Origin of the sequence: Corallococcus caeni (assembly GCF_036245865.1) — a bacterium.
In the GTDB taxonomy this organism is placed as follows: Bacteria; Myxococcota; Myxococcia; order Myxococcales; family Myxococcaceae; genus Corallococcus; species Corallococcus caeni.
The window spans coordinates 1,175,430-1,190,114 of the sequence record NZ_BTTW01000001.1; the positions used below are offsets into that span (position 1 = coordinate 1,175,430).

Below are 14,685 nucleotides of genomic sequence, written 5' to 3' on the forward strand. Positions count from 1 at the left end.
CACGTGGGGCGTGGCTCCGGTGCGGAGAAGGTTGCAATCAGCGGTCCGTTTGGATCGCCCGGCGCTCCAGCCCCTTCACTTTCGCGGATGCGTCATGTTCGACGTGGGGCGTCAATCCAGGGTGGTGCGCGAACGCGCGAGCGCCGCGCCCGCCACCGCGAGCACGAACAGCCCCAGCGCCAGCAGGTCATTGCCCATGTCCGCGAGCACCTGGTCCTTGAGCAGCACGCCCCGGACGATGCGCAGGAAGTGAGTCACGGGGATGATCTCCCCCAGGGCCCGCGCCCACCGGGGCAGCCCCAGGAAGGGGAAGGCGAAGCCGGAGAGGAAGATGGACGGCAGCATGTAGAACATGGACATCTGCATCGCCTGCAGCTGACTGCGCGCCACGGTGGAGATGAGGTAGCCCAGCGACAGGTTGCCCACGATGAACAGCACGATGCCGCACGCCAACGCCAGCCATCCCGCGGGCGTGCGCGCCATGGGCACCGAGAACAGCCCCCGCGCCATGCCGAGCACGACGACGGTCTGCACCAGCCCCACGACGACGTACGGCGTGAGCTTGCCCACCATGATCTCCGCGGGCGTGGCGGGCGTGGACAGGAGCGTCTCCATGGTGCCGCGCTCGCGCTCGCGGGTGACGGCCATGGCGGTCATCATCACCAGCGTCATGGACAGGATGATGCCCAGCAGGCCCGGCACGATGTGGAACGGCGAGCGGCTCTCCGGGTTGTAGCGCCGGTGCACCACCACCTCGAAGGCGGGCGCGGTGGACCGGGGCGTCCCCAGCCCCAGCCGTTCGTTGCGCAGCGCCTCCGTGGGCAGCACGCTCACCGCGGCCAGCGCGCCCGCGGCGGCCTGCGGGTCGGACGCGTCCGCCTCCGCCAATATCTGCGCGCGCTCCCCCTTGAGCAGCCGCCGGGTGAAGTCCGGGGGGATGGTGATGCCCAGCATCACCTGTCCCCGGCGGATGAGCTGGTCCAGCTCCGCGTCGGAGCGCGGCAGGTAGCGCACGTCCACGTAGCCGGTGCGCTCCAGCGCGGCGACGACGGAGTCCGCCAGGGTACTGGTGTCGTGGGACAGCACCGCGGCGGGCAGGTGCCGGGGATCCATGTTGATGGCATAGCCGAAGATGAGCAGCTGCATCACCGGCATCACGAGGATCATCGCGTACGTGATGCGGTCGCGCCGCAGCTGCGTGAACTCCTTGAGCAGCACGGCCAGGATGCGCGAAAGCGAGCCCGTCATGACGTGTACCGTTCGTCGCGCTCGCGACCCATGAGCTGGATGAAGACGTCCTCCAGGGAGGGCGGCACCTCGGTCCACCGGAAGGGCTCCTTGCGCCAGGGGGCGAGCGCGGCCTCCAGGGCTTCGCGCTGCAGCCCGCTGACGTGCACGGCGGCGCCGAACGCGGAGGCGCTGAGCACGCCGTCCGCCCGGGCCAGCAGGTGCGCCGCGCGGTCGATGCCCGGCCCCTCCCCCAGGAACGTCACCAGCCCCGAGTCGCGGATGAGCGCGTCCGCGGTGCCCCGGGCGATGAGGCGGCCATACAGGATGTAACCGATGTCGTGGCAACGCTCGGCTTCGTCCATGTAGTGCGTGGACACCAGCACCGTGAGGCCCTCCGCGGCGAGCGTGTGGATTTCGTCCCAGAACTCGCGGCGGGCCTTGGGGTCCACGCCCGCGGTGGGTTCGTCCAAAAGCAGCAGCCGGGGCTCATGCAGCGTCGCGGCGGCCAGGGCCAGGCGCTGCTTCCAGCCTCCGGAGAGCGCACCCGCCAGCTGCCGGCGCCGGTCGAAGAGGCCCAGCCGGTGGAGCGTGTCCTCCACCCGCTCGCGCCGCTGCTCCAACCCGTGGACGCGCGCGACGAAGGCCAGGTTCTCCTCCAGCGTCATGTCCTCGTAGAGGGAGAACCGCTGCGTCATGTAGCCCGTCTGGCGCTTGATGGCGTCGCCCCGGGCGCGGAAGTCCAGGCCCAGCACGGTGCCCTCTCCGCTGTCGGGCGTGAGCAGGCCGCACAACAGCCGCAGTGTCGTCGTCTTGCCGGAGCCGTTGGGGCCCAGGAAGCCGGTGATGCGCCCGGTGTCCACGGCGATGGAGACGTCCCGCACGACGTGCCGGTCCCCGAAGGACTTGTTGAGCCCGCGCACGTCGATGGCCCGCTCGTTCATCGGTCCGCCTCCACCGGGGCCTGCTTCAGCGGCGTCACGTCGATGGGCTGTCCCGGCAGCAGCCGCGTGGGCGCGGAGGGCACGGCCTCCACCAGGAACACCAGCTTCTGCCGCGTCTCCAGGCTGTAGATGATGGGCGGCGTGTACTCCGGGCGCGAGGCGACGTAGTCCACGCGCGCCGTCATCCCGGGGTCGCAGCCGTCGCAGGCGATGTTCACGGCGGTGCCGGGCGGGAAGGACGCCACCCGTCCCTGCGGCACGTAGAAGCGCACCTTCAGCTGCGCGTCCGGGATGATGCTGACGATGGGCGCGTTGGGCATGGCCCACTCGCCCTGCTGGAAGAGGACGTCCTCCACGCGTCCCACCACGGGGGACACGGGCGCCAGCTCCACGACCTGCTGCTCCGCGGCGGTGACGCCCGCGCGCCCGCTGGCGAGCTGGGCGCGGACGACTTCCAGCTGCGCGCCCGCCGCGGCCACGTCCGTGCGGGCCGCGTCGCGCAGGGCGTGCGCCCGGGTCGCGGTGGCGCGCAGCAGGTCCAGTTGCTGGGGCGTCACGGCGCCCTCCATCGCCTTCTGGACGGCGACGAGCCGGGCCAGATCCGCGTCCGCGCGGTCCGCTTCCGCCTGCGCTGCGGCGAGCGAGGCGCGGGCGCGGGCCACGTCGGACTGGCGCGCGAGCAACTGGGCTTCCGTCTGCCCCACCTGTGCCCGCGCCTGGTCGGCGCGCGCCACCAGCGACGTGGGCTCCATGCGGAACAGCGGCGTGCCCACCGCCACGCGCTGTCCTCGCACCACCGCGACGGACGCCACCATGCCGGCCACCGGCGAGGACATGTAGACGTTGTCGCTGACGACGAAGCCGGTGAAGCGCGGCGGCGGTTCCGGGACCGGCCGCCGCAGCCAGAGGATGCCGCTGACGATGACGGCGACCAGGATGGCCCCGGCGATGATGCCTCGCTTCGAGTGTTTCGACTCCCTGCCCGGTCCCGACACCCCAGCCTCCTGGCGCGGCCCATGCCGCGAATGAAGCGCCCCCGGAGCGCGGCGGCTCCACGCTACGCCTGCCCGTCCCGGGGAGTCCGCGTCCGGCGCACGGGGCCGTCCAGGCCCTGTGTCCTGGCGTCACCTTGAGCACCGGACGTGCCAGCACTGAACGCCAGGGGAGCCCCCGGGGGCAGGGCCTTCTCCTGTTCGGATTTCCGACGCCGGGCGACGGGCCTCCGAACAGGAAGGGGCGAAGCGGGAGCGGCCCCAGGGCACGCGGGCTGGGGCATCCGCCTTGCTTGGGCATAGGGTAGCGCCCACGGTCCAGGAGGCCGCGCCTTGCATTCCCTACCCCAGCCCACGGCCGCCGGCGTCGAGCAGGTCCAGCGCGAGGCCTTCTCGCGGATGTTCCGGCAGGTGACGAAGGTGCTGTTGTTCCTGAGCCCCCTCCCGGTGGTGATGGGCTCGCTGGGGCTCATCGGCGACACGGCGGAGTGGCGCCGGTGGTGCGTGGCGCTGGCGTTGGGGCTCGTGCTGGTGGGGCTGGGGGTCGCGGCGTCGTGGCGGCGGCAGCCGGTGCTGTCACACGAGCAGGGCACGGCCTTGCCGCTGGTGGCGTTCCCCCTGTTCACGGTGGTGAACCTGTCGCTGGGAGGACTGGAGAGCCCGCTCATTCCCCTCGTGCTGCCGGTGGCCTTCGCCACGGCGATCCTCTTTCCACCGGCCAGGGCTCGGAGGTGGGCGGGCTACCTGCTCGCGCTGGTGGGCGTGCAGGCGGCGGTGACCTTCACGGGCGTGGTGAGGGACCTGGTGCCCGCGGTCTTTGGAGGAGGACAGCGCGCGGGGCACAGCGACGCCCTGCTCGTAACGATGCTGGTGGTGACGACGTTCCTCGTGCTCTGGGCGAACTTCATCGGCACGACGATGCGGCACACGTTCCGGGGCATGGTGCGCACGGCGCTGGACGCGCGGGATGAAGCCCTGAAGGCCCACGAGGAACGGGTGCGCTCGCTCACCACGTTGTCGGGAGAGATTGCCCACGAGCTGAAGAACCCGCTGGCGAGCGTGAAGGGCCTGGCGGCGATGATCGCCCGCGAGGTGGAGGGCCGGCCCGCGGAGCGGCTGGCGGTGCTGCGCCGGGAGGTGGACCGGATGCAGGAGATCCTCGAAGGGTTCCTCAACTTCTCCCGGCCGCTGCTCCCGCTCAACGAAGCGCACGTGCCCTTGGACGGCCTGTGTCGTCAGGTGGCCGAGCTGCACGAGGGCATGGCGGGAGAGAGGGGCGTGGCGCTGAGGGTCACGGAGGGGCCGCCAGTCGAAGCGTGGTGCGACGCGCGCAAGGTGCGGCAGGTGTTGATCGACGTCGTGCAGAACGCGCTGGACGCCGCGCCCAGGGGCACCACGGTGGAGCTCCAGGCCTGGACGCTGCCGGGAGGCGAGGGCCGCGTGGAGGTGCGCGACCGGGGGCCCGGGCTCGCGGAGGAGGTGCGGGAGCGCGTCTTCGAACCGGGCATCACCACGAAGCCCCATGGCTCCGGGCTGGGGCTCGCGCTGTCGCGGGCGCTGATGCGCCAGCACGGCGGAGAGTTGAGCCTGCGCGCACGCAACGGCGGAGGCTGCGTGGCGGAGTTGCTCCTTCCGGCTGCGTCCCAGGCCGTGGAAGCGCCGCGAAAGGAGGCCCTGTCGTGAAGGCACGCGTGCTGGTGGCGGATGACGACGCGGGCGTGCGCTACACACTGCGTGGCCTGCTGGAGGACGACGGGCTCACCGTGGAAGAAGCCGTGGACGGTGAGGCCGCGCTCGCTCGCCTGGAGGTGGAGCCTCCCGTGGACCTGGTGCTCAGCGACCTGCGCATGCCGCGCGTGGATGGAATGGAGCTCCTGCGCCGTGTCGCCGCGCGCCCGCATGCGCCCCGCGTCATCCTCATCACCGCGCACGGCTCGGAGCGCCACGCCGTGGAGGCCATGAAGCTGGGCGCGCTGGACTACTTCCGCAAACCCTTCGACGTGGACGACGTGCTGGCCGTGGTGCGTCGCGCGCTCGGGCGGGTCCAGCTGGAGGCGGAGAACGAGCGGCTGTCCGGCGAAGTGAACCTGCTGCGCTCGCTGGTCTTCGTGTCGCCCGCGATGGCGCGGCTCGCCCTGCTCATCCAACGCGTGGGCCCCCGCGACGTCACCGTGCTGATCACCGGCGAGAGCGGCACCGGCAAGGAGCGCGTCGCCGAGGCCCTGGTGCGCGCCTCCCCGCGCGCGGACAAGCCCTACGTGCGCTTCAACTGCGCCGCCCTCACTCCGGAGCTCGCGGAGGCGGAGCTCTTCGGCCACGCGCGGGGCGCGTTCACCGGCGCCGTGCGCGCCCGTCCAGGCCTCTTCCGCGAGGCCTCCGGCGGCACCCTGCTCCTGGACGAAGTAGGAGAGCTCGCCCTGCCCCTCCAGGCGAAGCTCCTGCGCGTCCTCCAGGAGGGAGAAGTCCGGCCCGTGGGCGAGGACCGCTCCTTCCCGGTGGACGTCCGCGTCCTGGCCGCCACCCACCGCGACCTGCCCCAGCGCGTGGCGGAGGGCCGCTTCCGCGAGGACCTGTACTACCGCCTCAAGGTCGTGACGCTCCAGGTGCCCCCGCTGCGAAGCCGCCCGGAGGACATCGCCGCGCTCGCGAAACACTTCCTCGCTCGTCACACGGAGCGCTTCCGCATGCCGCCGGTGCCACTGACACCCGCGCTCCTGGAGCGCCTCACGACCCACCCCTGGCCCGGCAACGTGCGCGAGTTGGAGAACGCCCTGGAGAGCGCCGTGGTGCTGTCCCCCGACGGCACGCTGGACCTGGAGCTGCTACCCGACGGAGGCTCCAGCACGCCCCAGGCCCCGTCCACCGGCGCCACGCTGCGCGAGAAGCTGGATGCGCATGAGCGGGAGCTCATCCTCGCGGCGCTCGCGGCGTCCAAGGGTCAGCGCACGGAGGCCGCGAAGGCGCTGGGCATCGGCCGCGCCACGCTGCACGACAAGCTCCGCAAGCACGGCCTCTTGAACGAAGACGAGGAGCCCGCGCCGTGAAGGCTCACGGCTCCGACGGGACATGGCGGGAGCCTAACGCGACCTCGATGAACCCTGGCAACGGTGACGGCGTGGTGGGACTTCCACGTAGCTTCCTGGACGCTTGGCGTTGATGCGTCAGCCCCCGCATTGACCTGTCCGCACGGAATGACAGAGAACGCGAGAGGTGGATGACGCTGGAAGGAGCGGGGGCATGCAGCGCGACAAATCCGACCACGAGTCCCTGGCCCGCTGGGCCGCTGACTGCGCCGAGCACGTGCTCCCCCACTTCGAACAGAAGTTCCCGGAGGACCTCCGTCCCCGCCGGGCCCTTGAAGCCATACGGGCCTGGGCCCAGGGAGCGCTGACGATGAGCGAGGCACGCGGCGCCGCCTTCGCCGCGCACGCCGCCGCCCGCGACGCCAGCGCGCACGCCGCCGCCTGCGCCGCGGCCCGCGCCGCGGGCCATGCCGCCGCCACCGCCCACGTCGTCACCCACGCGCCACAGGCCGCCACCTACGCGGCCACCGCCGCGGCCCACGGCGCGGCTGACGCCACCGACGTCGCGGAGGCCACCGCCCGCGAGCGCGCCTGGCAGCGACAACAGCTACCGGAGCACCTCCACGCGCTGGCGTTTCCGGCGCGCTCCAATCCCTGAACGCACCGCGCGTGCGCGACGCAACCCGGCCATGCCACCTGGCGAGCACTGCCACGGCCCTGTCGTTTGACAAAGCAGGTAAAATCAGATTTCCATTTTTATCATGAACTTCAAACGAGCAGTGTCGTGCACCGTGGTGCTGGCCTCCGTCGCCTGTGGCGGCCAGGCGTTCGAGGAGGACACGATCGCGGCGGAGGACCTGGCCACCACGCGGCAGGCGGCCTTCTCCGGCGTGAACGGGACGGTGTGCGAGGAGAGCCCCTACAACTGCAAGCTGCGCCCCTCTGGCGGCAACCGCGTGCAGACCAACGACACGAGCGACGACGACTCGTGGGGCATCGTCACGGGCGTCCCCATCCGCGACGGCAACGGCACCATCCTGGGCACGTCCACCCGGACGCGCTCCCTCTTCAACTACGGCCAGACGCGCACCTTCGCGGGTGAGCTGCACGCGTTCGCGACGTCGACGTCCAACGGCAGTGCGGGCTGGCTGCCCATGTCCGCCATCCTGGGGCGCACCTCCTTCGAGGAGAAGGTCGGCCACGTCTCCGCGCTGAGCTCCGGGCTGAGCACGATGGCGTGCTACGCCGTGCGCAACTCGCACGACACCACCCTGGAGTTCAAGAAGGTGGTCTACGACAGCACGGCGGAGCACGAGCGCGCGGGTGACTACCTGCCGCTCGTGCGCGCCAACGGCCTGCGCTCGGTGAACCTCACCTTCAACGTGCCGGGCTTCGGCCTGGGCGGCGTGGCGGTGGACCACTTCCCCGCGGGGACGAAGTTCCAGCGCTTGGACGTGCCGACGAACTCGGGCGCGCCCTCCATCGACATCCCGCTCTGGGTGCAGGACAGCGTGGGGCGCTACCGCCAGCAGTCGGGGACCATGAAGTTCATCTACGGCTACGTCATCGCCGCCACCGGCACCCGCCGCAACGGCTGGATGGCCTACGACGCGCTCGAGGTCAGCTCCGGCTGCCCTTGAGACGCCTGTCGCACCGCTCGACGACAACCTTGCAGACCGTGCCGTTCACGGCGAGCATGCCCGCGTCCCAGGACGCGGGCCCCGCCCCTCAGCGGGCCTTCTTCGCGAGCGAGCTCACGACGAACCGGCCATCGACGTAGTCGACGGTGCCCAGCTTCTTCCCATACACGCCGGCCGGCTCGTCCACGTTGGCCTTGATGGTGATGACGCGGCCCTTGCGCGGCAGGCCGAGGGTGACGATGGAGCCCGCCCAGTCCTTGAGGGTCTTTTCGCTCAGGCCCTTCTTCGCGTTCGCCTTGAGGAGTCCGGCGTCGGCGTAGAGCTGGATGGCGTCCGCGTCGGACAGCTGCAGGGCCGTGTTGTCGGCCTTCAGCCCGTCCGCGTCGCACTTGAAGACCGCCGTGCGGCTCACGGACGCGCCCGACGACACCACCACCAGGTGGTAGCCGTTCGGGTTCTTGAACAGGGCGGCCTCGTAGGTCTCGATGAGGTCCGGGCTCTCCACCAGCGCGTAGCCATTCGGCACGTCGCGCACCTTGAGGGACTCCGCGATGAACTGGGGCGTGATGGGCTCGCCGGAGTCCCGGGCGACGTCCAGCGTCCCCCCGTCCTTGTAGCGCTCGAACAGGTGGCGGAGCGCGACCTCGATGTTCGTGGTGGCGCAGCCCGCGGACGCGCCAGCCTTCGCGGGCGCGGCTTCGGGGTTGGCGGAGGTCAGGGCCAGGATGAGGGCGGCTTTCAAGAGAATCACGGCGGCTCCTTTCAGCGGGGGTACTCCTCCAACCATGCGACGCCGCGGCGCAACAGCCCGCGTGCATCGAAGAGATGGGATGGCGCCTGGGCGACCGTTCCCGAGCGCCCAATCCCTTCCGTCAGGCATTGCTCTCCAATGAGCGTGAAGGGGTCCACGCGGGACGCACGCAGGGCGTCCGTCACCGGCTCGCTGGTGTCGAACTCCTCGAAGTCCACCCAGCGCCGCTCCCCGTCGACGAGGAGCGCTCGCTGGTAGCGGACCACCCGCTTGCCGGGGAGGTCCGCCAGGTGCTCCGCGTGGTGCAGCAGCGTGAGCTTCTCCAGCGGGGCTCCGAGCATCAGCACCTTGCCCCCGGCCTCCACCAGCCGGGCCAGCGGCGAGCCGGGGCCGTAGCCGTAGTGGAAGGGGTGGTCCGCGCAGAGCCACTCCGCCCGCGCGCCGATGGCGACCATGCCCGCGTCCGGATGGTCGCTGCGGACCGCGCCGGGCCACGTCCGCAGCGTCTCCGCGAGGATGCCGTGGTCGCGGCTGGCCCGCGCGGTGCGCTTGTCGAAGGTGGGGATCTCCTCCCGAAGGCGCGGGTCCTCGAAGTCCTCCGGCTCCACGCCCATCTCCCAGTCCAGGTACGCCATGAGCGTGCCCCGGGTGCCCACCGCGTCGAACAGCGCCTGCACCACGGTGTTCACCCCGCCCAGGACGGGCCCCAGGCTCCGGAGGCCGGCGTGGATCATCACGAGGTCGCCCTCTGCCAGGCCCAGCCGCCAGAGCGCCTCCTTCAAGTCGGTCCGGGTCGCGGGTGCCTTCGTCATGGTGAGCCGTCCTTCCTGTCGCGTCGGAGCGGAGGATAGCAACAGCGCTGCCCGCGCGGGCATTGAAGGGGTCTCCGGGGACCGCGAGTCTTTCCAGGAGACGCCTGCCCATTGTCCCGCATTGATAGACAGCGCTATCCTGACAGGGCAACACCCTTCCCCCAAAACCCAGGAGAAGCGAATGCGAAAGGCAATCATTGCCGGGCTGATGGCTGTCGGTGTGCTCGCGGGCTGTGGCGGCGCCGAGGACGCGGAGCCGATGAGCCCCGAGGAAGCCAACCGCGTCGTCGAGATGGCGGTGCCCAGCGCCTGTACCGACGCGTGCGACGCGAAGTACTACCAGTGCTACTTCGGCGGCGGCGACCCGTACTACTGCAACAGCTATCGCGCGTTCTGCATCTCGCAGTGCCCTCCCTGACCGCGCTTCGCGCTGGAGGGACTGGCACCGCCGGGCCCTGGAATGCGACCGCTCAGGCCTGACGCGGGACCGCCCGGTCACGGGAAGGACCTCCGGGCGGCCCCCACCGCGATGCTGGTGGCATGAACGCCTCGCGGCATCCTCTCTCCCGATGGGCCTTCGCCCTCGGGCTCGTCACGGCCCCCGTCACCTTCGGCCTCTTCGTGCTGGCGGCCTGCATCGGCGCGTCGGCCTCCGGATGGGGATACGCGCTGGGAGGCGTCCTGCTCTCGCTGGGCCTCCTCACGAAGAGCTGGCGGACGCGCCGTGGCCTGTCGCGCGCGGGGCTGGGGCTCATCGTCGCGGTCGCGGCGGTCCGGCTCGCGGTGGCGGACAGCCCCCGAGTGCACACCGAACAGCTGCCGGCGGCGGGAACACGCTACCTGAACCGGCTGGTGGACGAACGGGACGGGACGCTCGTCGCGGCCCACGCCCTTTTGCGCGCTCGGCGGCTCCCCGCCTCGGACGCGGCCGGGTTCCTTCCCGCGCTGGAGTCCGCCTTCGCGCGGCTCGCCCGGGAGGAGGGCCCGGTGGCCACGCCCGCCATCGCGACGTGGCTGGGGCTCCAGTCACCCGAGTCCTTCGACGCGGTGGTCATCACCCCGGAGCACCCCAGCCCCGACACGGCCGTGGTGATGCTTCACGGCTTCGCCGGCAACTTCACCGTGTATTGCTGGCAGCTGGCCCAGGCCGCCCGGGCCATCTCCGCGACGACCGTCTGTCCCTCCGTGGGCCCCTCGGGAGCCTGGTGGACCGCCGACGGGGCGAGGACGCTGGAGCGGACCCTGGCGTGGCTCAAGGGCCGGGGCATCCGCCGCGTGTACCTGGCGGGGCTGTCCAACGGAGCCATGGGAGCTCACGTGCTCAGCAGCCGGGTCGCGTCCTCGGGCATCGAGCTGCGGGGGTTGGTGTTGATCTCCGGCGCGGAGCGCCGGGCTTCGGCGCCAGCGGTCCCGGTGCTGCTCGTGCAGGGGACGCGCGACACGATGATGCCCGCGCGCCTCGCCCGCGACGTGGCCGCGCGCATGGGGAAGCGCGCGACCTGGTTCGAGGTGGACAGCGGGCACTTCGCCTTCCTGGACCGCCATGCCGCCTGCGAGGAAGCCATCCGCGCATGGCTGCTCCGGCAGGAAGGCCGGGCGTCACGGTGAGGGCTGCGCCGACACGCGGTCCTTCGCCGCCACCAGCTCCTCGCGCCGCAACAACAGCCGTGCGTTCGCGTTGGGCAGGATGCGCACCTGGAAGCGCCGCTGGGCCATGTCCTCGGGGGTGAAGACGTTGCGGTCGCTCACGAGCAGCAGCGCCGTGGGCACCACGTACCGCGCCGAGTGGTTGCCGTAGTAGTGCACCACCACGTGGTACGGCCCCGGCGCCGCCTTCCGGGCGTGGTACAGCTCCGGCCCCAGGCCATCCGTGATGTCCCAGTACAGCTGGCCGCCCAGCGACGAGCGCATGTGCTGGTAGAAGCACTTCTCCCCGTTCGGCTCGATGACCCACAGGTCGATGTCCGTGTTGTCCGAGTTCCAGTGCGTGGTGAGCTGGTAGTCGATGGGCCGCGCGTCCGCGAACAGCGCGTCACCGTCGGGGCCCCGCAGGCCGGCGCGGCGCTCACGGAGCACGGAGGCCACCTGCGCGAGCCCGGGCTGCCGCTCCAGCCCCGCCAGCATGCGCGCGTAGTGGAAGCTCGCCACCGTCCGCAGCTCGTCGCCATGACGCGGCCACGGGCGCGCCAGGACGATCTCGTAGTTGCGCGCGGCCTCCGAGTAGCGCCCCGCCGCGTCCAGCGCGAGCGCCTCCTCCAGGAAGGCCTGCGCCTCGAAGGGACGGTTGAGGCGCACGTGCTCGAAGAGCTCCGCCGCCGCCGGGTACTGCCCCAGCGCCAGCAGGCCGTACCCCACCAGCCGCAGCGCCTCCGCGTCGCGGGGCCGCAGCTCCACGGGCGACGACAGCGCGCGCACCGCGCCCCAGGTGTCGCCGGAGAAGGCGCGCCTGCGGGCCACGGCCTCGTAGATCATCACGTCGTCCCGGTTCTCCCGCCGCGCCTTGCGGTAGGCCAGCTCCGCCTGGAGCCGCTCGTCACCGCCCGCGTAGGGCATGTCCCGCAGCGGCTGGCGCCGCAGGAGCGCGGGCACGTTCTTCAGTTCGGCGAGGCGGGCCACCACCGCGCGGCCCGAGGAGTGAACGTCATCCAGCGCGATGCCCAGGAGCTTGTCGCGGCGCTGGTCCTCCTCCCGGCGCCGCAGCGACTCCAGGTTCTCCAGGTCCACCTGCTCGTCGCGCACGGCGTAGCGCGTGTAGTCACCCTCGGACTCCAGCACGAGCATGGACGCGCGGGCGTTGGCCAGCCGGTAGTGCTGGCTGAGCGCCACCACCATCCGGTCCAACCGCTCGTCATCCAGGGACACCAGCCGGGACACGAAGAGCTCCGCCCACGCCCGGGGCGCGAAGGCGCTGTCCTCGCCGGACGGCAGCGGGATGCGCAGCGTGCGCTCGGGCCCGGTGCCCGCCTGGGTCACCACCTCCAGCGCCGCGTCGCCCTTGCCCGGCAGCCGTCCCGCCACCTGCAACTCCTGCCCGGGGAAGACGAGCCGAGGCCGCCCCGCCACCACCAGGTCCTTCACGTCCGCGCCCACCACGGCCACGCGGGACAGCACCACGGACGCCGCGCGGTGCGCCTTCGCCGCGGCGTCCACCTCCGCCGCGGACAGGACGTTCACGACGCGCCCCCCGCTGGAGCGCGCCAGCGCGTCGAAGAGTTCGGTGTTCACCGCCGCCTCGCCAAAGCGATACGTCACCCAGCGCAGCGACTCCACGCACGGGTGCCGGGAGAGCAGCGCGTCCACGCGGCTCTGCCCCCAGGTGATGTTGCCGTCGGAGAGCAGGAAGGCCGTCACGCGCTCCCCGGGAGCGGCGGGCTTGAGCCATTCACGTCCGGCACGGTCCAGCTCCTCCAGCGCGCCGTCCACGTGGGACGCGCCCTCCAGGAAGACGTGCTCCAGCTCCGCGAAGCTCGCCTGCCGGTGGGCGGCGTCGTTCGGGCGGAAGCCCGGCCCGTGCAGCCAGCGGGGGCGCACGTCGAAGAGGAGCACCGCGTACTCCTTCAACGTCGCGTCCTTCTCCAGGAGGGCGCGCAGCGTGGCCGCCTGGATGGCCCACGCGTTGCCGTCCTCGGAGGACAGCGAGGTGTCCACCACCAGCACCGCGCGGCCCGTGGGAGGGCCCTCCGCGCCGGAGGTGAGCCGGCCCGGCAGCCGCACCCGCGCGTGGAAGGCGCGGCCCGGGAGGCCCGCGTTGTCGGCCCCCACCAGCACGTCCGCGTCCTCGCCGCGAGGCTTCAGGGCCAGGCCCAGCGCGCCGTCCCCCGTGAGCTTCGGGAAGTCGTAGACCTGCCACGCGCCCACCGTGCGGGCCTTCGCGCCCGAGTCCGGCTGCACCGTGACCTCCGGCGCCTGACGCGGGTCCACGTGGACGCGAGCGGTGACGCGCAGCTCCTTGCCCGCGCCCGGAGGCAGCGGCCACGTGTAGCGCAGGCGGGTGCCGTCGAAGAGGAGCGTCTGCTCGTACGCGATGACGACGCGCTTGAGCGACTTCGGAGGCAGGGGGAAGACGCGGGCGCTGAAGGTGGACGCGCCCGACCATTCGAGCAGCGCGGGGTCCACGTTGCGGCGCACGACGTCCTCGTACACCTCCCGTGCGCGCTTCTGCTCCACGACGCGGGCCTCCTGGATGTCGCCCCAGGAGCGCTTCGCCCCACGGGCCGCCGGAGGCGCGGAGGCGGCCAGCCGCTCCGACTCCGTCGAGTCATCCCCCAGGGGAGGCAGCAGGTCCGGCGACTGGAACAGCGAGGGCGTGTCCACCGTCACCGCGCCCGAGTACAGCGCGAAGCCCGCCACCGTCGCGCCGCCGGGCAGCGGGTAATAGAACGTGCCTTCGAGGCTGCGGCCGGTGTCGTTCTCGAAGAGGTGGTCGACCACGGTGCGCGCGCGCGAGCCCTGGATGTACGTGACGACGCGCACGGCGCGGGCCTTGAGTGGCTGGTAGCGGCCGTCGTCGCTCATCACCAGCACCTTGGCGGCGCGAGGCGCGGCCTCCACGCGAGGCAGCACGGGCACGGGAGCCTCCGGCCCGGCGGAGCCATCACCGCCGCCCTTGCTGTTCGGGAGGGCCGAGCGGACGCGCTGAGCCACCCTGGGAGGCGGCGCCGCGGGCTGGCCGCCCAGGGCTCCCCCGAGGACACCTCCCACCACGCCGCCCTCCACCCCACCGGGCTCCGCCGCGGGAGGCGCTCCCGCGGAGCGCTGCCCTTGGAGCCGGGCACGTTCCTCGCGAACACTGTTCTCGCGAAGCGCCATGTCCTCGCCCATCTCGGTATCCAACACCTCCGCCTCCCCCAACCCGGGAGCGTCGGCGGCGCTTCTGGGCGCAGGCGTCACGGCCTCCGGTTCAGGCGCGGCCCTCGACGTGAGCTTCTGCAGCTCCGCTTCGGAGAGCACCTGCGGATCCGCCACGGAGTCGCGCAGCGCCGCGAGGTCCACCTCGCCCGTGTCCGGTTGTCCCGCGGCGGTGACGGGGGCCACCAGTCCCGCCTGGATGAAGGACGCCGGAGCCTTGGCGGGAGCTTCGACCGGAGCTTCGGCCGGAGCGGCGGCCCCGGGCGGACGAGCGTCCGGGTCCCGTTTGCAGCCCGAGGCGAGAAGCCCCATCAGCAACACGACGGCGGAAACGCGGAGGAGTCGCATGCGCCGGGACGCTACTCCATCCGTGTCTGGCCAGCGCACGACAGCCAAGACATGGACCGCCCATGACGCGGCCATGACGCAGTAGGTTCCTGGCCAGGGA

At 72.0% G+C, this 14,685-nt stretch carries 12 protein-coding genes; 6 read left to right on the forward strand and 6 right to left on the reverse strand.

Features of this window, described 5'->3' with window-relative positions; all coding sequences use genetic code 11:
- Window positions 1-111 precede the first annotated feature (111 nt).
- The 3 genes from AABA78_RS04640 to AABA78_RS04650 are packed head-to-tail and all read right to left on the reverse strand — an operon-like array spanning window position 112 to window position 3,166.
- Entirely contained in the window at window positions 112-1,248 is a 1,137-nt protein-coding gene (locus AABA78_RS04640; protein WP_338261816.1) for an ABC transporter permease, read from the reverse strand.
- On the reverse strand, window positions 1,245-2,171 hold the full coding sequence (locus tag AABA78_RS04645; protein WP_338261817.1) for an ABC transporter ATP-binding protein: 927 nt from the start codon (window positions 2,169-2,171) through the stop codon (window positions 1,245-1,247). The genes AABA78_RS04640 and AABA78_RS04645 overlap by 4 nt, the downstream gene beginning before the upstream one ends.
- On the reverse strand, window positions 2,168-3,166 hold the full coding sequence (locus AABA78_RS04650; protein WP_338261818.1) for an HlyD family secretion protein: 999 nt from the start codon (window positions 3,164-3,166) through the stop codon (window positions 2,168-2,170). The genes AABA78_RS04645 and AABA78_RS04650 overlap by 4 nt, the downstream gene beginning before the upstream one ends.
- Window positions 3,167-3,496: 330 nt before the next feature.
- On the opposite strand from AABA78_RS04650, the gene AABA78_RS04655 reads away from it, so the two are divergent.
- The 4 genes from AABA78_RS04655 (at window position 3,497) to AABA78_RS04670 (ending at window position 7,826) form a co-directional block, all read left to right on the forward strand.
- Entirely contained in the window at window positions 3,497-4,846 is a 1,350-nt protein-coding gene (locus tag AABA78_RS04655; protein WP_338261819.1) for a sensor histidine kinase, read from the forward strand.
- The gene (locus tag AABA78_RS04660) at window positions 4,843-6,207 is read left to right on the forward strand and encodes a sigma-54-dependent transcriptional regulator (RefSeq protein ID WP_338261820.1); all 1,365 of its coding nucleotides are present in this window, start codon (window positions 4,843-4,845) and stop codon (window positions 6,205-6,207) included. Before AABA78_RS04655 ends, AABA78_RS04660 begins: the two co-directional genes overlap by 4 nt.
- Window positions 6,208-6,400: 193 nt before the next feature.
- The gene (locus AABA78_RS04665; RefSeq protein WP_338261821.1) at window positions 6,401-6,844 is read left to right on the forward strand and encodes a putative immunity protein; all 444 of its coding nucleotides are present in this window, start codon (window positions 6,401-6,403) and stop codon (window positions 6,842-6,844) included.
- 103 nt (window positions 6,845-6,947) lie between these two features.
- Window positions 6,948-7,826: a hypothetical protein gene (locus tag AABA78_RS04670; RefSeq protein WP_338261822.1), complete on the forward strand. Its 879-nt coding sequence runs from the start codon at window positions 6,948-6,950 to the stop codon at window positions 7,824-7,826.
- Window positions 7,827-7,914: 88 nt separating this feature from the next.
- Here the strand turns inward: AABA78_RS04670 and AABA78_RS04675 are convergent, their stop codons facing one another.
- The gene (locus AABA78_RS04675) at window positions 7,915-8,577 is read right to left on the reverse strand and encodes a hypothetical protein (RefSeq protein WP_338261823.1); all 663 of its coding nucleotides are present in this window, start codon (window positions 8,575-8,577) and stop codon (window positions 7,915-7,917) included.
- An 11-nt stretch (window positions 8,578-8,588) separates the two neighbouring features.
- Complete coding sequence (gene aac(3), locus AABA78_RS04680; protein WP_338261824.1) at window positions 8,589-9,389, reverse strand: aminoglycoside 3-N-acetyltransferase; 801 nt, start codon at window positions 9,387-9,389, stop codon at window positions 8,589-8,591.
- Between the two features lie 181 nt (window positions 9,390-9,570).
- On the opposite strand from aac(3), the gene AABA78_RS04685 reads away from it, so the two are divergent.
- Complete coding sequence (locus tag AABA78_RS04685) at window positions 9,571-9,807, forward strand: hypothetical protein (RefSeq protein WP_338261825.1); 237 nt, start codon at window positions 9,571-9,573, stop codon at window positions 9,805-9,807.
- Window positions 9,808-9,929: 122 nt separating this feature from the next.
- Window positions 9,930-10,997 carry an alpha/beta hydrolase gene (locus AABA78_RS04690; RefSeq protein ID WP_338261826.1) on the forward strand — a complete coding sequence of 356 codons (1,068 nt, stop codon included), beginning with the start codon at window positions 9,930-9,932 and terminating at the stop codon, window positions 10,995-10,997.
- Here AABA78_RS04690 and AABA78_RS04695 read toward each other — a convergent pair.
- Window positions 10,989-14,585, reverse strand: coding sequence for a DUF2135 domain-containing protein (locus AABA78_RS04695; RefSeq protein ID WP_338261827.1), 3,597 nt, complete (start codon window positions 14,583-14,585; stop codon window positions 10,989-10,991). The two genes, AABA78_RS04690 and AABA78_RS04695, sit on opposite strands and share 9 nt — an antisense overlap.
- Between the last annotated feature and the right edge of the window lie 100 nt (window positions 14,586-14,685).

Excerpts from the sequence above, each read along its gene's own strand:
- AABA78_RS04670 (WP_338261822.1), top strand. The coding sequence starts at position 6,948 with ATGAACTTCAAACGAGCAGTGTCGTGCACCGTGGTGCTGGCCTCCGTC.
- AABA78_RS04690 (WP_338261826.1), top strand. The coding sequence starts at position 9,930 with ATGAACGCCTCGCGGCATCCTCTCTCCCGATGGGCCTTCGCCCTCGGG.
- AABA78_RS04685 (WP_338261825.1), top strand. The coding sequence starts at position 9,571 with ATGCGAAAGGCAATCATTGCCGGGCTGATGGCTGTCGGTGTGCTCGCG.
- AABA78_RS04645 (WP_338261817.1), bottom strand. The coding sequence starts at position 2,171 with ATGAACGAGCGGGCCATCGACGTGCGCGGGCTCAACAAGTCCTTCGGG.
- AABA78_RS04665 (WP_338261821.1), top strand. The coding sequence starts at position 6,401 with ATGCAGCGCGACAAATCCGACCACGAGTCCCTGGCCCGCTGGGCCGCT.
- AABA78_RS04695 (WP_338261827.1), bottom strand. The coding sequence starts at position 14,585 with ATGCGACTCCTCCGCGTTTCCGCCGTCGTGTTGCTGATGGGGCTTCTC.
- AABA78_RS04640 (WP_338261816.1), bottom strand. The coding sequence starts at position 1,248 with ATGACGGGCTCGCTTTCGCGCATCCTGGCCGTGCTGCTCAAGGAGTTC.